The sequence below is a fragment of the Dyadobacter sp. CECT 9275 genome (assembly GCF_907164905.1).
Lineage (GTDB): Bacteria > Bacteroidota > Bacteroidia > Cytophagales > Spirosomataceae > Dyadobacter > Dyadobacter helix.
In genome coordinates, this window is record NZ_CAJRAF010000001.1 from 119824 (window position 1) to 139996 (window position 20173).

The window sequence follows — 20173 nt, forward strand, 5'->3', positions numbered from 1 at the left end:
CTGACACAGCTGCAAGCACCGATAGGATAGCAGAAGGGAACCACTCACACGGGAAGTAATGACCGGTATTCCGTTGAAAATGAAAAAATACCCCGTATTATTTTTGATTGTTTTACTGACAGCCGTACCGGCGTTCTCTCAAAAGATAAAAATTCAGATATCCGGTCCGGGGGAGATCAAGGGGCGGAAGGCCGTACTGCTCACACGTGAAAAGGGATTTGCTGCCATGGTGCATTCTGTGAAGCTTACAACCGGTACTGTAGAGCTTGAAATAGGGGCAGATCAGGTACCGGACCTTTACCAGCTCCATGTTTCGCAGACCCACGGCTCCTTATTTTTTTTCCTTGAACCAGATACAAAAATCCAGCTGGATACAACGGATCTGTCGAAGTCTGTGGTGACGCATTCGAAAAGTAACCCGGCCTGGGAGGCCTACCAGAATGAAATCCAGAGGCCGTACGACAACCTGTACAATGCCTTTACTGCCGGAGAGACCCGCGCCCGCAAACAAAATCAGACCGACAGCCTGGCTTACTGGCTTGACAGGAAAATTACGGAGCATCGTAATCTGCTTAAAAAAACGGGAGATTTTATCCTGAATAATCCGGCATCTTATGTGAGTTTATATCTTCTCAAAAACAACTGGTACGCATTTAAGGACAAAGGGTTATTTGAGAAACTCGACGTATCTCTGGCTTCGCACCGCAGTTACAAGTTTTTAAAGGAAAGGGGACGGGGAGTGGCTAGAAATTAACATGCCCTCTTAGAATAAATGTTTGTTGGGAAAATCCCATGGCGGAATAAATACCAAAAAATCGCTTTCCGCATGTCCGGATTCACTATTTTAAATTGATATACAAATTTGTAAATCAAACATTTAATAAAAACCGCATGAGAAGATTGACAGTATTTAACTTTATTACCCTCAATGGGTATTACAAGGGGCCGGATGAAGATATCAGCTGGAATCCGCATGGCGATGAGGAAGAAAGTGAGTATGCTTCCGACAGTATGAAGGAGGATGGGATTTTGCTTTTCGGGCGTACTACCTATGAAATGATGGCAGGTTACTGGCCCACGTCTATGGCTATGGAAAATGACCCCATGGTTGCGGAAGGGATGAACCGCGCAGAAAAAATTGTCTTTTCGCAAACTTTGGAAAAAGCAGAATGGAACAACACCAGGGTGGTGAGCGGGGATATCATCGGGGAGATAAAACGATTGAAGCAGCAGCCAGGCAAGGACATGACCATACTGGGCAGCGGAAGTATTGTGTCTCAGTTTGCGGAACATGGACTGATTGACGAATTTCAGATCATGATCAATCCGGTGGCCATTGGAGAAGGTACTCCCCTGTTCAGTGGCATAGGAAATACACTCAACCTCAGCCTTTCCTCGGTGAGGCAATTCAAAAGCGGAGCGGTTTTGCTCTGTTATAAGCCTGTTTAGAGTTACGACAAAGGATATCCGGCATCAGACGAATAAAAAAAATCGCATGCGACCGCATTTCCGGAGCATACGATTTTTTTTATTTTAACCAGATTACCTGGCTGGCGTGATAACAATGTTACGGTATTCCACAGGTCCGTGGTCTCCCTGGATGTACAGCGGGCCGGGTTCTCCTTCATTGCTGTCCAATGCTCCACCGGTAATTCCAGGAATTTCCTGGTTGCTGATCACCGTTTTTCCATTCAGAACAAGGGTGATCATTCTGCCCACCAGCGTGATATCAAATGACTGCCATTCGCCAGCTTCTTTGGCTGCCATTTCGCTCGGGCTTATGAATCCGTAGATGGCACCAAGCTGGTCAAGCGCCGGTTCCATTCCGTAACCGTCGGTGATCTGTGTTTCATAACGGCCCCGCAGGTATACCCCGCTGTTACTGCCTTTCGGGATGCGGAATTCGATATGCAGTTTAAAGTCACTGAACTTTTGGTCTGTAATCAGGTTGGCTCCGGATTTCGGGCTACGCAGGATACCATTTTCGGCAACCCACTGATTGTCTCCCGATGCATGCCATCCTTTGATACTACTCCCACCGCTGAGTGAGATAGGCTTACCCCATACGGGTGGAGTACTCCTCCGCAATGACGGTGCGCGAACCCCTGTCCAACTGTAAGTTTTTCCGTCGGGAGTGGTGAGGTTGCCCGATAGTTTTTCACCCTCTAAGATCCCTTCAAGAATAAGCTCCTTGTCGCCTTTTTCCCACTGGGGAGGTATGGCAAAATGTAATTTTCCTTCTTTAAAATGAACTTCTGAGATGGGGCGTGCGCTTCCTGAAAAGCCCGTAAACTGGCCAACCAGCGTATGATATCCGGAATGGCGTACCTCTAGCCAGGAGGGCAGGCGCTTCCCGGCAACGTCTACCGTTATGTCCCACCGTCCTTCGATCGGGGTTGCAAGTATTGTCAGCGGATTGCTATGAGATAGGGTAGTAACGATGGTCAGCAGCAACGTCATGGCAGCTACTAGAGAATGCCGGAGCATACGATTTGGATTTGTCAGAGATATATCAGGCATATATTTTTATTTTAAGCGAGCCAATTTACCCATAATATTCAAATAACGTTTGAAAGCCGATCAAAAAACAAAAAGGGGAAAGTATATCTGACTTTATTTGGAAATGATGCCCAACAATTCATTATTTTCAGGAAACGGTCGCGATGCGCTGCAAGGTAACTCCGAGGCCGCAGCTTACCCATCCGAACCACAACTCTTTTCAAGCAAAATATGAAACAGATCACCGCCAAAGTATTCCAGATCAGCCTGGGGGGCGTCAATGTTTTTTTAATCGATGACGATGGCCTGACACTGATTGATACCGGATTTGCAAACTTTACCGACAAGATTTTTGCAGGTGTTAAAAAAGGCGGAAGGAATCCTAAGGATATCAAACGGATCATCCTGACGCATGCTCACCCGGACCACTCGGCAAGTGCCGCGGATATTAAAAGCAGGCTGGGTATACCGGTATTTGCTCATCAGGAAGATGCCCTTATGCTGGAACAGGGAATTGCCGGAAGGGCTGCCAGGATCCTTACGCCGGGTATAGGCAATTGGCTGATTTTTAACCTTTTTATAAGACCCACCAAGGCTGTTGTGGATCCTTTCCTGGTTGAAGAGAAGTTAACGGACGGAGATATCATTGATGTTGCAGGCGGAATAGAGGTTATTCATACGCCCGGGCACTGCGCGGGTCATATATCACTGCTTGTTAAAAATGAAGGAGTGCTGATTGCCGGAGATATATGCGCCAATTTCTTTGGGCTGGCCCTCAGTACCATCAACGAGGATGTGAACGTAGCCATCGACAGTATTGGGAAGGCAGCTGCCTTTCATTTCGACAAAGCTTTATTCGGTCATGGAAATCCATTGATGAAAGATGCGGATAAAGCGCTTCGGGCTTTTTATAAGAAGATGTCATAAGTTGTACTAGTGTCTAATTGCATAAATAACATATATTAATATTAAAAATATTTGTTATCCTTATGGTATGTCAAGAAAGGTCATACCGTATACGATTTCAGAATCGGATCAACTAGAACTGGAAAGAAGAGTTCGCAGTAGAAATATTTCTCGAAGCTTGCTCAACTTCATGGCCTACGCGATTAGTTGGAAGCGTTTTCTTCTACTAATTTCTTTCAGAGTTGAGGATCGTGTTACAGTCTCCAGCAATTCCAAACGGCTCCGAAATTTTCTTGACCCACTTCCCCAGAAGCCAATATCCTCGTCAGTTCCTGCTCAAATCAGCATTGTAACTCTTTCTAGTCCTACGGCATTTCTGAATTCCCTACCAGCATCATGATGTTCTAAAATGTGTGCAACTTTTTAGAACAACCTCGCTGAACTTCAATCGTTGATAATGACAGTTGAGCGTCCATAAGCCCTAAATGTATGATTCTTCACTGTTACATCTTCATACAAATGCGGGGACAAGAACCCGTTATAGTATATAATAAGACCGCCAGCGGAACCAGATGTTTCAAGTGCAATGCCTTTTTTCTGATTATATATATTATAGATATTAAACTGATTGTTGTTGATAGGTCCAAATCCATTAAGGAGTAGTCCAGATGAACCCGGTATTGGTATAAAGTTTCCTCGAGTAGATGTATAGGCAATATGTTTAATAGTTTGAATTTTGTCCCTAATTGACCAAGCAACCTCCATAGCTGCTAGCTGAGCGTCAATAGGAGTACTAGAAAGCCTGTGAGATAAGCCTTCAGAATCATTAACTGGAGCACCATTTTGATTGCTTGAATATTGAGAAAAGTTGGTGCTTCCTGTTGGCTTCCATAGAGCGGCCAGTCCATCACCCCAAAAATGAAATTTTGCTGCGTTTCCTCCGTAGACGCTTCCTGCATCCCAATTTAGTACTCCACCATTAATTATTGTTGCCCACAGGCAGTCGGTAAACATTTGATCCCAAGGTGCAGGTGGCTGAGAGTTGCTCTTACTAATCATTTCTCCGTTTGGAAATGGGATTAATTCGCCGGTATCAGCAATTTCTATATTATTACGTCTAGCAATACCACTCGTGAAATCGGCTACAAAGCTTTCAGTTAGAGGACTTGTAAATAGGACAATATTCCGTTCTCTATCTTGTCCTTGATATGACTTTGTACCAAGCTTAATCCTCTCATTAAGATAAATCAGATTGTAGGGTGTTTGATAAATTTTATTGTAATAGTAAAGCTTATGGTTTAGATTACGGTAATTTATGGCACCCGAAGCATAGTAATTTGCCGTGCCAAACCAAGTATCACTTGCTGGATGGTAATGATCGTAGAGGTGGTTTGTTAAGGATTCGACAAATCTATTATAAGGCTTGTCTAATCCACTCCCAAAAACGTTATAATCCCCATAGTCATCGCCACCATAACCACCGAATGCACCCATTTTTTGTGCATCAGTTTCTCCAGTTGCCTGACGGATTTGATCATAAAAGCCTTTATTCTGATTAACTGATCTGAAATTAATATCTCCACCATGGCCTTGCGTGTTTTCTTCATACTCCTCACTATAGATAGCATTAATATTATTTCCATGAAGGATAGCAGCGCTTTGCCCCAGTGAGTATAATTCCGAATCAGTAGGTGGAGTCGCATAAGGATTTCCGTTGTCAACCGCATTTGGTGCTAATCGATCTGTTCGCCAACTATTTGGTTCGATTGTGGTACCACTGAAATAGGTGTTAACACCGCCAGTGTGATAGACTCCTTTATTTGCATTTCTGTTTGCTCCACCAATCGCGTGAAACTTTTTGTAATCACGCCAATTTTTTGTCGTTGCATTTTTTGGCCAAGTTAATTGCCGGGTGACTACAAGCCAGCTTGGTACAGTTGTATTACCTTGGGGAGAACTAGACTTTATGGAAAGAAATATTTTGCTGTAACGACAATTGTCTGCATTAACTCCCTGGCCATTCCAGCCCTCAAAATGAGTCTTAAAGGTATTAAAATCAGGGACTTTATTTGCTTGACAGACATATTGTGCAATTGTATATATACCATCTTGGAGATAAATATTTTGGAACATTTGTGGAGTGCCCGTGCTATTTTCTAGAGGATAATTACCAATGGCATAAAAAACATTACTTCCGTTTAATTTATGAATCGCACCGGATTGATCCAAGTTTGGTGTTATATCTGAGAGGTTAGATAGCCCAAATTGAATTTCAAATTCTGGTGTACGGTTATACGTATATGTTCTGTCTCCCACAGTTTGAGTATAAGTTCCCAGCAAGGTGCCCGGAGTTACACTGCAACCGCCGGTTTGTGATACTGTTAAGGCATTTGAAGCCTCACTGACACAAGCATTGGAGGATTCACATGTGGCAGTATATGTTCCGGGGTCACTGGTTACTAATGTAGGTCCTGTTCCTACTTGGGTTCCGGATCTGAACCACCTTACAGTCCCATTCGTACCTGATGCTGATAATGTAACCTGCTGGTTAGTGGCCGAACATACAGTTGTTCCATTCGATATGCTTATTGTTGGTGTAGCAGGGGGTACGCATATCAAATCCCCACATCCTGTAATGTTAAGTCCAATGATATTGGAAGAGCCAGCAGATGTTCCTTCCCATTTAGTTCCGCTTGCTCCGTCAAACGCTAGTATATAATTTCCTTGCCCAAAAGGTGTTCCGACAAGTCTTGTACTACCATTGTAAAATTCCAGCTCAGCAATTTCACCCCAGCCTGAATTACTGGCCACAAATCTTAGTGAAGTATAGGATGTAAAATTCGGGGATGTAAATTCCTGCAATGTTCCAGTACCGTTCTTATCAAAGGTGTATAAATCTGACCAATCCGTACCATTATTAGAGCCTTGTATTTTAGCTCCTATTAATCTTTCCATACAGCACTCACCAGGCAAACGGAAAATTAGGCGTACTTTATTGGGAGTACAGCCGGTAAAGGATGATATGGCCAGCTTACTTTGAGATATTTTAATACCTTCCGTTTTACTAATTAACCTAACTTTTATCTGCCCCTTGTATAAAAGATACCTTCCTGTTTCAATGGATTGCTTTGTGCCGCGGAGCAAGATAAATGTCGGATCCTGAATTGTGGTCGTAAATTTTCCTTTAATTTTAAAAACCACGTGTGACTTTCCGTGTTGAAAACCGTCAGATATATAATCGGAATAGTTACCGCCAGTCTGTATAAATCCTTCTGGAAAAGTAACTTTGATATAAAATTCAGATGTCAATGTACTATTCCCTAGTCTAAAATCCCAGTTTGGGCGACGTGTCGCGGTTATTTTAATCTCAAACTCTTCATTCAATACAACCTGTAACTTACTCGCCTCAATTTTAAAAATAACAGGGTCTAAATCCAATTTCCCATCAAGCTTTCTAATTGCTGACGATTGAGAAATTGAACTCAAAAAAATGCCCAGAATCAGCAGAATAGATTTCTTATGGTAGATAATTCTTGTTGACATAAATGAAATATTAATAAATGAAATATTATGCTAGCAAAATTAGCATTGAATTGACGATTGATGTGTAGATTTTTTACCTGTATTTTGAGGGTGTTTGTGCCTCAATTATTGAGGTATTTGTTTTACAATATGAGTATTGTAAATTTTTATAAATTGCAGAACATTCCCGCTATTTATAGTAACAGATACACACGGTCTATATGTCTGAAAATTCTTTACTTACATTTCTTGATAATAACAATTCATGGCAAGATTTAGCGCAGCTGCTGAGACTTACAAAACGTGAATGGGAAGTAGTTGTATTGCTATCCAGAGGATTAGGAACTTCTGATATTGCAACTATAATCTGTGTTGAACCAAAAAGCGTGGACAATTATAGGTGTAAGATAGCTGGTAAGCTGAAGTTAAAGGGAAGAAATAAGTTATTTTTTTATTGCTTATATAATAGAGATATGTTGGAACAAATATATAGACAACTGTTAAGTATTTAAATATTAGTTTTTAATTCATATTTAAATACGATAAAATATATTATCTTAAATAAATTCATATTATCAACCACTTTGGTGATATAATTACGGAATAGTTATAGTTGAAGATGAACTTATATATCGCTGCAAATAATTATAGTATATAATCTTTAGTTGATGATTTTTAAGGGTATAATTTTCATTAAACATATAATAGTTATCTTTTAGTCAAATATCAATCTTCTTTTATCATTAATATATGTTCTTTTTTATTTTACCAATATCTATATTACTTATTGCCATTATTGTTCAATATGAACAAAGTATCTACAAGAAAATGGGAGTCATAGGTTTTTTAAGAAGATCATTTTTAATCTCTCTTTTAGCTCATTCATTAATTATATTTTTGTTTAATGAGATACTGTCTTTGTTTGACGGTTTAACCATAATTAATACCAGATTGTTTTGGAGTATTTTGGTTATATTAGAAATTGTGGTATTATATGAATTTTATCAAACGTATCCTTTGCGTAAAGGTCAGGCAGTACGGTTAATTATGCAATTCTGGAAAAATATTAGATATGCGGATAAGTGGCTCATATATACGGCAATACTACTTTATATTATTCCGTTGATGATCCTGTCAGTAATTGTTCCTCCTAATAACTTCGATGCCCATAGCTATCATCTCAATAGAATAATTGAGTGGCTGGGAAACCACAACATAAATCACTATCCCACACGGCACAATCAGCAACTTTATCACAATGTATTCGCGGAATATATTGTGATGCACACATTTCTACTTTCGGAGTCCGATGTCTTTGCCGGTACGGTTCAATTTCTTGCAAGTATTGGAAGTATTGTGGCGTGTAGCTTGGTTACTAAAAGGCTGGGTGGTACAAGCAGTGTGCAAATTCTTTCATCGGTGATGCTGGTGACGCTGCCGATAGCAATTCTGGAAAGTACCTCCGTTCAGGTAGATTATGTTGCATCTTTCTTTTTTATCACATTTCTCTACTTTGGCTATGAAGCTCTGGACTATCCAGAAGGAGATACGATCATTTTCATGGCACTTTCTTTGGCGTTTGGCTCATTCTCCAAGTACACAATTTTTATGTATTCGCTGCCATTTTGCGTATATTTTGGGTTGCGGTTTTTACAACTACGAGGCTTTATTGGCTCGGTAAAAATCTTTGGGATATTTGCAGCGATGCTGTTCTTCGTTTTTATGCCATTTATGTTTAGGAATTATGATTTTTTTGGAGACGTTCTTAGCCCGGTGAAAGAAACCGGACTGGAAGCTGAAAATTTGACGGTGAAGGAATTTTCATTTAAGAATACAATTTCAGGAATGGTTAAGAATGTGGGGCTTCATATTGGGTTGCCATCCAATTCTTATAATCTGTTTATGGAGAGCTTGGTAGAGAAATTGCACAAAATGCTGGGTGTAAATCTTAATCCTGATGGGGCAGATACATTTTTAGTAAGATTTGTTTTGCATGAGGACATGGTTCCAAATACCATCCATCAGACGATACTTTTTTTTTCATTGGTGGGTTTGTTTTTTATTAAGGGAAAAACCCGCCTTAATTACTTCGCATTATGTGCCTGCGCAGGTTTTGCAATATTTAGTTCACTGATGATATTTCAACTCTGGAGTTCACGGACTCAGATGCCTTTCTTTCTGATGGGATGTATTATCTCTGCTGTTGTATTAGATCGTTTTCTGGGTAAGTGGACGGTTTACCTTTCTTTTGCACTTATATTGTTTTCGACAGTGTTTGTTTTGGCAAATCCGAGTAAACCACTTGTACCATTGCGTTATTATTCCAAGAAATTTTTAAGCTATACTCCAATAGCTGTTTGTCCTCAAAATAAAAGGCAGGAGCTTACGGTAGTGCGTAAATTGACGAAGTTTTATTCTGCTACTTTGAATAAAAACAAATGCTTCCAGTTGCAAAATATCATCCCGAGGAAAGATCAGGACGTGGTGTTTGAAATACTTGATAAAGTGGGTTATTTTGACGAGGAAAAATATGAAACTGTATTTACATCTGATAAAACGAAGCTCTATTTTTTTAATCATCCGAACGACTATGAAAAGTGCAGGGATTTAATACCACGAATGAAAAGTGTGCAAGAAAATATCGGGATATTGTTTAAGGCCGGCAATGGATATTATCACTATTGGGCGATGATCCAAGGGGACAAGTATCAATTTGGCCAAATGAAATATATTGGGTATCGGCCAAAGTATTCTGAGCTTTCAAATGCGAACCAGAAATTTGAATATCGGTATATTTTTGGAGATGATCCTGGTCTTCTGAAACACTATTATAAAAAGAACCTGATTGATACAGTTTATTCCTCCAAAGGTTTTTACTTTGCAAAACTTAAATGGAAGGTGGCGGATATCATTTCTCTTTGAAAAGCAGTCAGTCCTCAAAGCAGTTGAAGGGCTAAACTCTTTGAATATTGGTCAGGATACCACATTCACCGGTTTTCCATGCTGAAAAGCGCTGAGGTTGTCGGCCACCATCTGGAGCAATCTTTGACGTGCTTCAAAAGACGCCCACGCAATATGTGGTGTGATGATGCAGTTGGGAGCAGTTAACAAAGGATTGTCGGGCTTGGGCGGCTCTACGGACAATACATCCAGACCCGCACCAGCGATTACTCCATTTTGGAGGGCGTCAGCCAGATCCTGTTCATTAATGAGTGGACCCCTCCCGGTATTGAGCAGATATGCTGTGGGTTTCATCCAGGAGAGGCGTTCCGTATTGATGAGTTCACGTGTTTCTTCGGTCAGCGGGCAATGCAGGCTGATCACATCACTTTGCCGGAAGAGCTCTTCCAAGCCTACCATTTCGATCGTATTCCCAACCGTTTTTTCGGGGTTTCTGCGATAGGCAATCACTTTCATGCCCATGGCTCTGGCAATGTCAGCTACTTTGGTCCCGATATCTCCCAGCCCCACCAGCCCGAAAGTTTTACCGGCAAGTTCCACCAAGGGCGTTTTCCAGTAACAAAAATCTTCCGAGGCAACCCAGTCGCCTTGGTGTACACTTTGGCTGTGCAGCTCAAGATGATTGGCCAAGCCAAGCAATAAGCCAAAGGTGTGCTGCGCTACCGAAGCGGGGCCATAGGCTTTCACATTGGTAACTATGATACCTTTTGCGGCCGTTGCTTTGGTATCTATATTGTTATAACCGGTTGCCATTACACCAATGTATTTCAGGTGCGGTAGCTGGCTCAGCGTGTTTTCATTCAGTACGACCTTGTTAACCAGTAAAATCTCCGCGTCCTTCGCTCTTTCAACAATTTCATTTTGAGCGGAGCGGTCATATACAGTCAGATTTCCCAGACTCCGCAGGGGCGCCCAGTCCTGGTCGCCAGGGTTGAGGGTATAACCGTCCAGTATTACGATATTCATGATGATTATTCGGTTATGAATTTATATTTGACCAGCCTAATACGGTATAATTTGTGCGCTCCTGATTGTCTTTTCCACCGTAAATGAGCGTTTTGTTGCTGATTTGTGATTTTGCGATACTTTCAAAGAAATCCATTCCTTTAAACTGGGCAGGCGTGATTGTTTGCGTTGATTTTATTTCAAAAATATCAAATGAATTTCCATTGTGAGTCATCAGATCAATCTCATGTCCGTTGGAATCTCTCCAGAACCAATAGTCTCGGTGAAGGTACAGATGCTCGTTCTTTTTATAGTATTCCGCGACAACCAAATTTTCGAAAATATTTCCCCGTAAGGGGCTATCGTCGAAAGAGCTCGTATATCTTATACCCAGAATGTAGCACAACAGACCAGTGTCATAAAAATAAAGTTTAGGGCTTTTAACTACTCTTTTGTTGAAATTTTGGTAAAATGGCTGGAGTTGGAAAATGATGTAACTGGTTTCCAAAATAGATAGCCAGGCCTTAGCAGTTGGCTGAGAAATGCCGCATTCATTTGCCAACGCGTTCAGATTCAATAGTTGTCCTACTCTGGCAGCGCATAGTGACAGAAATGACCGGAACTGCCTGGTGTCGCGGATATTGATCAGCTCAGTAACATCTCTTTGGACATAAGTCTGCAGATAATTAAAATAAAATATTCGGGGTTCTATGTTTCGATCAAAAATAGCTGGGTAGAATCCGTTGATACATGCCTGGGCAAAATTATCCGGTAGTAAGTTCCCGGATTTCATTTCTTCAAAATCAAATGGCAGCAGTTTAAACAGCGCTACCCGACCGGCGAGGCTTTGTGTAATATTATTTAAGAGTTGGAAATTCTGGGATCCTGATAGGATAAATTGTCCCATTTTTTTGCTTTCATCGACGATCGTCTGGATGTATGAGAAGAGCAGCGGAGCTTGTTGTGCTTCGTCAAGAATGATCTTGTCATCATATCTTTTTAAAAAACCTACGGGATCGTCCTGCGCAAAGGATTTGTTATTAGGATTTTCCAGTGAGATATAAGTGTAATCCTTAAAAATGTTCTTCAGAAGGGTGGTCTTTCCTGACTGACGAGGTCCCGTTACGGCGATTACCGGGAACTTGTCTTTCTGCTCGTTAATTGCCAGTGCCAGTTGTCTTTGTAGAAAGCTCATCATTAACATCTTTATGTAAAGATATATAATTTTGAAATTGCATAGCTTTAATTTTGAAATTGCATAGATTTAATTTTGAAAATGTATAAAAAAAGGAACCTCGCAATGGCAAGATTCCTTTAAATAATTGGTATTTAATTTGGGTTAGGCATCCTTGTCCTCCTCCTTTCTTTCTAATTCTTAGGTGCAGTGCCCACCTTTCCTGCTCCTTCCATCTGCATAGGATTAGGAGCTTTCCGTAATTCCTGCTGCCTGAATATCTGGAAGCGTGTTGGTTTCGGAATCCTTGGAAAAGAGTTGTTTTCAGTATCAATATCCGCTATCTGCTGATAAGGGTCAAGCGTCCATTGTACGACTTTCTTGTTGGTAGAGATCACTTTGGAAACACCGGCATCGTTGAACCGCCAGATCTCGGCGGGGAAGGTTGCCACGGAGTCGGTACCGTCCTCGAATTCCATTTTAATGATGACAGGCATGACCAGCCCACCCTTGTTTTTTACAGAAAGGGTATAGAAATTGGTATTCTTCTTCACGAGCTCTTTTTCATTTTCACTCAGGGTAGAGAGGTATTGCTCGTAAGCCTGGCGATCAGCCGCGGTAACTTTGTAGGGGTCGTAGCGGTTATAAAAATCAGCCATGGTGGAATCCCTGGCCACCACTGTTTCTCCTTTGCTTGGAAGATCGTTCATTTTGCTGATGGTATTCTTTTTTCTTGCAGCCTCTTTTCTTGCAAGCTCCTTTTCAATTTCCGGGTTTTTGGTGTCAATACTGAACCAGTCTACGCTCACCAGGTCCTGGTCTGCGGGTTCGGTGCCGTAAAACCACCCTTTCCAGAACCAGTCAAGATCCACACCGGATGCGTCTTCCATGGTCCGGAAAAAATCTGCCGGAGTGGGGCTTTTAAAGCGCCAGCGCGTGGAATATTCTTTGAAGGCATGGTCAAAAAGTGCTCTGCCCATGACCGTTTCCCGTAAAATATTCAGTGCCGTAGCAGGTTTGGCGTATGCATTGGGGCCCAGCCCTATGACGTTCTCAGCGGAGGTCATAATGGGAGAAAGCATGGATTTGTCGGATGACATATATTCTGTAATCTGGTTGGGTTCACCGCGGCGCGAGGGAAAGTTGTAATCCCATTCTTTCTCTGCCAGATATTGGCAAAAGGTATTAAGTCCTTCGTCCATCCAGGCCCACTGGCGCTCGTCGGAATTGACGATCATCGGGAAGAAGTTGTGCCCGACTTCATGGATAATCACACCGATCATGCCGTATTTAACCCCCTCGCTATAGGTACCATCTTCTTCGGGACGGCCACCGTTGAAGCTGATCATGGGGTATTCCATACCGCCCCCCGCAACCGCGTGGCAGGATATTGCCACGGGATAGGGGTATTCAAACGTACGGTTGCCATACGATTTCAGTGTATGTTCCACGGCTCTGGTGGAGTATTGCTCCCAAAGCGGGTTGCCTTCTTTCGGGTAGATGGACATACACCAGATTTTCCGACCGTTTTTATAAACATCGCTTTGCATAGCATCCCAGATGAATTTCCGGCTGCTGGCAAATGCAAAATCACGTACATTGTCAGCCTTGTAAATCCAGGTTTTTGTTCCAGGCTTTTTGTTCTCTCTTTTTTCAGCTTTTATAGCTTCTTCCTGGGTGACGATCAGTACAGGGGTTTTTGTGGTTTCGGCTTGTTTGAGACGTTGCTTTTGAACGGATGTTAATACCTGAGCGTAATTCTGGCATTCTCCGCTGGCTGCCACCACATGGTCGGCGGGGACAGTGATAGCCACTTTGTAATTCCCGAAAATCAAAGCAAACTCTCCCTGGCCCAGGAACTGTTTGTGGTTCCAGCCGTTGACGTCGTCATAGGGCGCCAGGCGTGGGAACCAGTGTGCAATGAAATAGGCTGCGTTACCATCCTTGGGGAAATATTCATACCCGCTGCGGCCATAGTACTCGGTAATATTGTAAGCCCAGTCAACCGAAAATGCATAGTTGGTGTTAGGTTTCATGACCAGCGGCAGGTCAATCCGCATCATGGTACCGTTGATGGTATAGGGCAAGGCTTTGCCGGTTTTGTCTTTTACCGACTTTATTTCGTAACCGTATTGTATGCCAGGGTCCAGCGTGGCCCCACGGGCATTGCTGAGTTCCTCGATCTGCTCAGGGCTCATGCCTCTGCCATTAACGGTTCCGGTGCGGGATCTTGCTCCTATACCGTCTTTTTTGAAAAGGTTCTGATCCAGTTGCAGCCAGATGTACTTCAGGTCATCGGGCGAATTGTTGTAATAGGTAATCGTTTCAGAGCCGGTGATCCGTCGGTTGTCGTCGTCGAGCTCTGCTTTAATATCGTAGTCGGCACGTTGCTGCCAGTATTCCCGCCCCGGTGCTCCAGACGCTGTCCGGTAAGTATTGGGCGTGGGCAAAACCGTTCCCAATTGCTCAAACCGGTCATTTGCTTTGTAGTTAGGAGAAACGGGGAGCTGTTGGGCCTGCGCCCCAACTGTTAAGAGTGTGGCAAGTAAAAAAGTAATTACTTGTTTCATAATGTTCAGAGGTTAATGGATGTATTGGTGGTAATATTTGGTTTCCGACTGCTTTACTGATCGTCCTTCAGGACGAAACGCTGCGTACAAATTTAATTCGCTGGCATGCCTACCAGGTTACGGAAGAAATCATTATTTAAAATAAGTGAAAGAGCCATTCCTGCCACTATCCCCGAAACGATATGATTCCAGGAAAGCTTTTGTACTTTCAGTAAATCAACCATAACGAAGGCTATTACCAGAATAATGAAAACAATGACCAGCTGGCCTAATTCCAAACCTATGTTAAATCCCAGGAGGGGGCCGAAAATACTGGCCTCCTTGCCCAGCAAGGCCTGCAGATAGTTGGAAAATCCCAACCCATGTATCAGGCCGAAAAGCAATGCGACGGGATACCTGAATGAAAACGTTTTGTCTTTTGCTGAAAGAGAGTTTTTGGCAGGCTTGTAGAAAAAATTAAAGAAGGCGGTTATTAATATCGTTACCGGAATCAGGAATTCGATCAGGGCGGGATCAACCTTTACCATACCGGACGTTGCCAGCGCTAGTGTAACGGAATGTCCCACGGTGAAGGCTGTAACGAGGATAATCACACGTTTTCCATCCACTAATGTATAAATTGTGCAAAGCGCAATGATAAAGAGAATATGGTCATAACCGTTGGAATCGGTGATGTGATCAAAGCCTAAGAGGAGATATGCTTGAAATTCTGACATTAAAATTATTATAAGTGGGTTGCAGGATGAAAATTAGTTGTCAAAGCAAAAAATCGAACTCCTAATATATTTCATTCAGGGCAGTAAAGCAATTCGTATGTTGAACCAGGGTACCTCGATACCAAAAAAAGACCGGAAGCAGTTGCCCCCGGCCTTTCGAAATTCTGACACCAATTATATTTAAGACTAGTAGTCGTTATTATTTGTAAACCGTGTTTTGAGGATCGAAGTTGGTCCATCCTTTGGTCCAGTCTGTTGTTCCAAAAGCACCACGGAATGTCTCTTTTGTAAAGAATGCATCAGCTGCTTTACCTTCCCATACCGCACCGGTCAGCAGTGGTGACGTAGCTTGTGGAAGGAAGCCAGGAGCAGCAAGGTTGAAGTTGGCACTGTTCAGCAGTAATGAAGCCAGGTCTTTGGTTTCGTTTTTACGAGCGGCATCATTGAAATATGCAATAGCCTGATCTTTGGTAATTGCACCTGCTCCCAGAATGGGGTCAGTCATGTTGGACAATACAATACCTTTCAGATCAAGTGCTCCGCTGGTTGCATTTGCATAGGTTCCGGTTACAGTACCATCCAGGCGCAGGCCCTGTGGATAACCAACAAGAAGCGAGTTGAAGATGCTGATAGATGTATTACGGCGCAGGTGCATGGCTGCCTGGTATGCTCCCGAAGCAGGGCTTACAAAGTCGGTAGAAGGTGCCGTATTGAAAACGAAGTTACTCACGTTGGCAAAAACAGGAGCGGTCAGGGGAAGTCCTGCGTTTGCACCTGTTGCAGGCTCGCCCGGATCGTAGTTATCAGATTCAAAACCATTTGATTTAGACTGATCGGAAATTTTAGGATCGCGGAGAGATAGTGCATATTGTACTTTCCCTGTGAAGCCCCAGTCAGTATCCCAGTCGTCATCAAAGCCACGGAAAGCAACCAGATTTTTCGCGTTTACAGTGCCGCCAAACCATTCGAAGGAATCGTCACCGCTGTAAGAAACCTGAACGTGATCGATGGTTGTGCCGGATCCCACCGCGTAGAGGGTCAAGCCGTTGATTTCACTGTTGGCGGCATTACTCAGGGCAATTCCACCAAATTCGATACGTACATATTGTAAAGTACCTGAGTTGTCGTTTGCAATAGCATCTGTACCTAGTCCGCCTGGAACACTGATACCGCCTTCTGGTCCTTTGCTCCCAACCTGGTTATGAGGTGCTTTTCCGATCAGGACCACACCACCCCAATCGCCATAATTACGTTTGCCTGGTTCTTTTGAAGAAGTGAAAACGATCGGCTGTTCAGCAGTACCAATGGCCATAATTTTAGCTCCCTGGCTGATAATCAGCGTTCCGCCTTGTTGCTGCCCGCTCGGATCATCTTCTTTAGCACCGCCTTTGATCAGCGTACCTTTTTCGATGGTAAGTGTTGCGCCAGACTGAACGTATACAAAACCTTTGATGGTGTAAACTTTATCGGCAGTCCAGTTTGTGTTGGTTGTGATGTTTCCTTTTACTTCCACAGCGGCCCTTTCAGTGATCGTGAATGGAGAGGCGCTTTTTACCGTGTTTCCGCCAACCGTTACCGAAATAACGCCTGTGGTTGCACCGGCAGGTACGGTTACTTCAAGAGAGGTGGTTGTTGCTGCGGTGACAGTTGCAGGTGTTGTATTGAAAAGTACGGTATTGTTTGCAGGAGTTGCATCGAATTTAGTACCTGTAATCACCACTTTGGTGCCTGCCAGGCCTGAACTTGGCGTGAAAGTACTTACTGCAAGCACCGGATCGGGAGTCACGGGCGTATCATCGTTCTTACACGCACTGACGGCCAGGAACAGGCTGAAAGACAGTAGCAAAAGGTATTGTTTGCTTTTTAAAATGTTCATAGTGGATCGAATTGGTTTGTCCGCGAATTATTAAAAGTTAAAATGATGTGCTTATGATTCTGATAATTAAGGTATTACAGTTCTCTTTCCAAAAGTGTATACACCAGTGAGCGTAAAGTAGCTGCCTCTTTTGAACTTGCGGATATCCTGGTCGGCGTTTGCAGTTTGAGAGGTGACATCCTTGCCAATTTTTCCGTCTCTATTGAAATCCTGGGAGAACCTGACAGGCTGATTTAAAATATCCTGTATGCCCAGACGGATTTCGATTTGGTTGCGGAATTTCTTGCTGATGTTAAGATCCACTACGTTGCGGGGCATTTCATAGACCGTCGGGTTTTCCATATTTCCAACAGTAAAGATCCGCTGTCCGAAAACGTTGTAGAGTACATTCCACTGCCAGTTTGAATGGGGATCGGCGTAATAAACACCAGCATTCACCAGGTATGGCGACTGATTGGCCATCGGACGTTTTTTGTCAGTAATACCTGCCAGGTTATAGTTCTGGATCAACCCGCCCAGGTCTGGCCCGGTTACCACGTCACCCAGGTTCACGGTACTTTTGATCAGGGAAGCATTTCCCACGAGGGTAATATTCTGCAAAAAGCTGCTTGACGCCTCCTGGAATCCTTTGCGTACTTCCAGTTCCACTCCGTAATTTTGTGCAGATCCGGCATTGATAAAAGTATAGGCAAGTCCATTACCAGTAGGGAGCAGGAACGACTCGATCGGGTCTTTGAAGTGCTTATAAAAAGCCGTAACCGAAATCAGCTCGTTGGTGGAAGGATAAAACTCCCATTTAGCATCAAGATTCTGAATTTTGGCTGTTTTAAGAGAAGTATTTCCCCGGATATCTGCAAGCAGGTTGAAGTCAAAATACGAGAAAGGGGCAAGCTCACGGAACTCAGCACGGTTGAGTGTGGAGGAATAAGCCAGCCTCAGATTTTGCCTATCGGTAATTTTGTAGGTAAAATTAAGGGAAGGAAGCGGGATGAAGAGCTTGTTATTCACCAGCTCTTTCTTTTCATTTACCACCACTGAATGTAGTTGCTGATTGTTAAACTCTCCCCGGAAACCGATCGTCAAACTGGCTTTGGTACCGAAGTATACGTCACCGCTTAGATAAGCCGCATAGTAATTATTGATACCCTGATAGGAATCCAGATCCTTGGTTCCGTCTTTGATGGTTAATCCTCCGTTCTGACCGGTTACATTTTCTGGCGCGAAAATAGACCCCAGGTTACCCGCAAATATGGCCAAGCTTCCTACACTGTTGTATCCGTAAAAACGGGCAGAATAATCACGGTCCTTACGCTCTCCATACACTCCGAAACGTATTTTGTTGGGTTCACGGTCGGTTGGGTTGCCAAAGGCATGCTCGCCGTTAACAGCCAGCGTAAGTACCCGCTCGTGAAGTTTTGAGAAAAAACGGCCAAGGTCAATCGGGTTAGGGTCTGTGGGTACAACGGCTCTGAAAGGAGCAGGGCTTCCATCTGATCCCGTGGCACCGGTTTCACGCTGAAAACGCATCCTTTTCCAGTCGGGCTCCCAGCGGCCGGTATATCCGTAGCCGGCAATCCAGTTGAGTTTTGTCAGATCATTGAGTTTGTGGTCACCGGAAACCTGGGTGGTAACGATGCTGCGGTTTTCAAAACGCTCGGAATAACTAAGCTCGTCTGTGGCATCCACCACTTTTTGTCCGTTACGAATAACCGTTTCGGTGCTGCCCATCTGGTTGAAAAGGGTTTTCCATTCCAGGTTAAAGACAGGAGAAAAGCGGAAAGTCCAGTTGTGAAGTACACCCACGCGCGACTGGCGTGCATAGTTGGAGTCAGTATATTTTTCAAATACATCATTTGCCGTCAGACCATTCTGGTATAGATTGAGGCCAATTTCTGCACGTTGGTTGGTTAACGAATAATTGATGTTGGTAAGGTTGCTTACCGCTACATTTCCAATATCGAAACGGCGGCCCATGTTCAGTGCGAAGCGCATGTCGGGGGCTACGTTTACATTTTTAAGTGCCCAGGAATTGGGAAGCAACCGCCCGTAACCAGCTCTTTCAATGTTTTCCAGTTTGTTGAAGTCAGCCGATCTCTTTGGGAAGGCACTGGAAAGCATCTGATCTTTTCCCCATAGTCCCAGCCAGTTTGCACCACTCCGCGTGTGTGTCTGTACCGTCTGGAAAGTGGTATTATTCCGGTAACCGATGGTTGCCGCACCTTCCGTGAAATTCTGATCGGGGCGGCGTTTGGTGTAAATCTTGATGATACCCCCTGCGAAATCACCTGGGGATTCTGCCGATCCGGATTTGTATACGATCATCCGGTCAATGATATTACTGGGAACAAGATCAAAAGAAAATGAGCGGGTATCGACCTCTGACGAAGGAGTGATGACGTCATTGATCAATACCGCGTTATAACGGGAACCGAGTCCGCGGATCATCACAAAACGATTGTCCACGACACTTACCCCAGGTACCCGGCGGATAGCTGCTGCGGCATCCCTGTCTTGTGATTTCTGTATCTGCTGCGCTGATATACCTACTGCAATCGGCTTAAGCTGTTTGATTTCGCTGATTACCGCTACCTCTGTATTGGTGGCCCGGGCGGCTCTTACCACTACTTCCTGAAGTGCTTTGCCCTCTTCATCGAGCTCAGTATCAATGACAGTGGTATTGCCGGATTCTACGCGGACATTCGGGATTTCTTTGGTTTGGTAGGAAACGAAGGAAATGATGATTTTGTGGTTTCCAACGGGTACGTTTGTGAGTGTAAAGCTGCCGTCGACATCCGCTGCTGCGCCAATTTGTGTTCCTTCGATCAGGACCGAAGCCCCGATGAGTGCTTCTTTGGTTTTGGCGTCTTTAATGGTTCCTCGGATGGTTCCGGGGTCGGCAAGTGCGAGGGTTGCCGTGGTTAGCAATAAAAAAAGAGATAGTAATTTGGTTTTCATACTTAGGTGTCAAATTTTACGACACAAAAGTAGACCGGTAATATTATCC

At 43.5% G+C, this 20173-nt stretch carries 13 protein-coding genes; 5 read left to right on the top strand and 8 right to left on the bottom strand.

What is annotated here, in order from left to right:
• Positions 1–79 precede the first annotated feature (79 nt).
• Together KOE27_RS00420 and KOE27_RS00425 are read left to right on the top strand one after the other, a co-directional pair.
• The gene (locus KOE27_RS00420; RefSeq protein WP_215236909.1) at positions 80–754 is read left to right on the top strand and encodes a hypothetical protein; all 675 of its coding nucleotides are present in this window, start codon (positions 80–82) and stop codon (positions 752–754) included.
• Positions 755–891: 137 nt separating this feature from the next.
• Positions 892–1449: a dihydrofolate reductase family protein gene (locus KOE27_RS00425; protein WP_215236910.1), complete on the top strand. Its 558-nt coding sequence runs from the start codon at positions 892–894 to the stop codon at positions 1447–1449.
• 93 nt (positions 1450–1542) lie between these two features.
• Here KOE27_RS00425 and KOE27_RS00430 read toward each other — a convergent pair whose 3' ends face one another.
• A complete protein-coding gene (locus KOE27_RS00430; RefSeq protein WP_229252570.1) occupies positions 1543–2520 on the bottom strand; it encodes a 3-keto-disaccharide hydrolase in 978 nt (325 codons plus the stop codon).
• A 210-nt stretch (positions 2521–2730) separates the two neighbouring features.
• Between KOE27_RS00430 and KOE27_RS00435 the strand changes: the two genes are divergently transcribed.
• Positions 2731–3426: an MBL fold metallo-hydrolase gene (locus KOE27_RS00435; protein ID WP_215236911.1), complete on the top strand. Its 696-nt coding sequence runs from the start codon at positions 2731–2733 to the stop codon at positions 3424–3426.
• A 423-nt stretch (positions 3427–3849) separates the two neighbouring features.
• On the opposite strand, the gene KOE27_RS00440 is transcribed toward KOE27_RS00435, so the two are convergent.
• Positions 3850–6948, bottom strand: coding sequence for an immunoglobulin domain-containing protein (locus tag KOE27_RS00440; RefSeq protein WP_215236912.1), 3099 nt, complete (start codon positions 6946–6948; stop codon positions 3850–3852).
• A 200-nt stretch (positions 6949–7148) separates the two neighbouring features.
• Between KOE27_RS00440 and KOE27_RS00445 the strand changes: the two genes are divergently transcribed.
• On the top strand, positions 7149–7439 hold the full coding sequence (locus KOE27_RS00445) for a helix-turn-helix transcriptional regulator (protein ID WP_215236913.1): 291 nt from the start codon (positions 7149–7151) through the stop codon (positions 7437–7439).
• A 238-nt stretch (positions 7440–7677) separates the two neighbouring features.
• Positions 7678–9849, top strand: coding sequence for a glycosyltransferase family 39 protein (locus KOE27_RS00450; protein ID WP_215236914.1), 2172 nt, complete (start codon positions 7678–7680; stop codon positions 9847–9849).
• A 51-nt stretch (positions 9850–9900) separates the two neighbouring features.
• On the opposite strand, the gene KOE27_RS00455 is transcribed toward KOE27_RS00450, so the two are convergent.
• The 6 genes from KOE27_RS00455 to KOE27_RS00480 form a co-directional block, all read right to left on the bottom strand.
• Positions 9901–10854 (bottom strand): D-2-hydroxyacid dehydrogenase, encoded by a 954-nt coding sequence (locus KOE27_RS00455; RefSeq protein WP_215236915.1) that lies wholly within the window; start codon positions 10852–10854, stop codon positions 9901–9903.
• 13 nt (positions 10855–10867) lie between these two features.
• A complete protein-coding gene (locus tag KOE27_RS00460) occupies positions 10868–12031 on the bottom strand; it encodes an ATP-binding protein (protein ID WP_229252571.1) in 1164 nt (387 codons plus the stop codon).
• Between the two features lie 170 nt (positions 12032–12201).
• Positions 12202–14577 carry a M1 family metallopeptidase gene (locus tag KOE27_RS00465; protein WP_215236916.1) on the bottom strand — a complete coding sequence of 792 codons (2376 nt, stop codon included), beginning with the start codon at positions 14575–14577 and terminating at the stop codon, positions 12202–12204.
• 92 nt (positions 14578–14669) lie between these two features.
• Entirely contained in the window at positions 14670–15293 is a 624-nt protein-coding gene (locus tag KOE27_RS00470) for a HupE/UreJ family protein (protein ID WP_215236917.1), read from the bottom strand.
• 199 nt (positions 15294–15492) lie between these two features.
• On the bottom strand, positions 15493–17169 hold the full coding sequence (locus KOE27_RS00475) for an IPT/TIG domain-containing protein (protein ID WP_215236918.1): 1677 nt from the start codon (positions 17167–17169) through the stop codon (positions 15493–15495).
• A 66-nt stretch (positions 17170–17235) separates the two neighbouring features.
• Entirely contained in the window at positions 17236–20124 is a 2889-nt protein-coding gene (locus KOE27_RS00480; RefSeq protein ID WP_215236919.1) for a TonB-dependent receptor, read from the bottom strand.
• Between the last annotated feature and the right edge of the window lie 49 nt (positions 20125–20173).

What these genes read in the sequence shown, in the direction of transcription:
- KOE27_RS00420 (WP_215236909.1), top strand. Translation starts at nt 80, where the DNA reads ATGAAAAAATACCCCGTATTATTTTTGATTGTTTTACTGACAGCCGTA.
- KOE27_RS00425 (WP_215236910.1), top strand. Translation starts at nt 892, where the DNA reads ATGAGAAGATTGACAGTATTTAACTTTATTACCCTCAATGGGTATTAC.
- KOE27_RS00430 (WP_229252570.1), bottom strand. Translation starts at nt 2,520, where the DNA reads ATGCCTGATATATCTCTGACAAATCCAAATCGTATGCTCCGGCATTCT.
- KOE27_RS00435 (WP_215236911.1), top strand. Translation starts at nt 2,731, where the DNA reads ATGAAACAGATCACCGCCAAAGTATTCCAGATCAGCCTGGGGGGCGTC.
- KOE27_RS00440 (WP_215236912.1), bottom strand. Translation starts at nt 6,948, where the DNA reads ATGTCAACAAGAATTATCTACCATAAGAAATCTATTCTGCTGATTCTG.
- KOE27_RS00445 (WP_215236913.1), top strand. Translation starts at nt 7,149, where the DNA reads ATGTCTGAAAATTCTTTACTTACATTTCTTGATAATAACAATTCATGG.
- KOE27_RS00450 (WP_215236914.1), top strand. Translation starts at nt 7,678, where the DNA reads ATGTTCTTTTTTATTTTACCAATATCTATATTACTTATTGCCATTATT.
- KOE27_RS00455 (WP_215236915.1), bottom strand. Translation starts at nt 10,854, where the DNA reads ATGAATATCGTAATACTGGACGGTTATACCCTCAACCCTGGCGACCAG.
- KOE27_RS00460 (WP_229252571.1), bottom strand. Translation starts at nt 12,031, where the DNA reads ATGATGAGCTTTCTACAAAGACAACTGGCACTGGCAATTAACGAGCAG.
- KOE27_RS00465 (WP_215236916.1), bottom strand. Translation starts at nt 14,577, where the DNA reads ATGAAACAAGTAATTACTTTTTTACTTGCCACACTCTTAACAGTTGGG.
- KOE27_RS00470 (WP_215236917.1), bottom strand. Translation starts at nt 15,293, where the DNA reads ATGTCAGAATTTCAAGCATATCTCCTCTTAGGCTTTGATCACATCACC.
- KOE27_RS00475 (WP_215236918.1), bottom strand. Translation starts at nt 17,169, where the DNA reads ATGAACATTTTAAAAAGCAAACAATACCTTTTGCTACTGTCTTTCAGC.
- KOE27_RS00480 (WP_215236919.1), bottom strand. Translation starts at nt 20,124, where the DNA reads ATGAAAACCAAATTACTATCTCTTTTTTTATTGCTAACCACGGCAACC.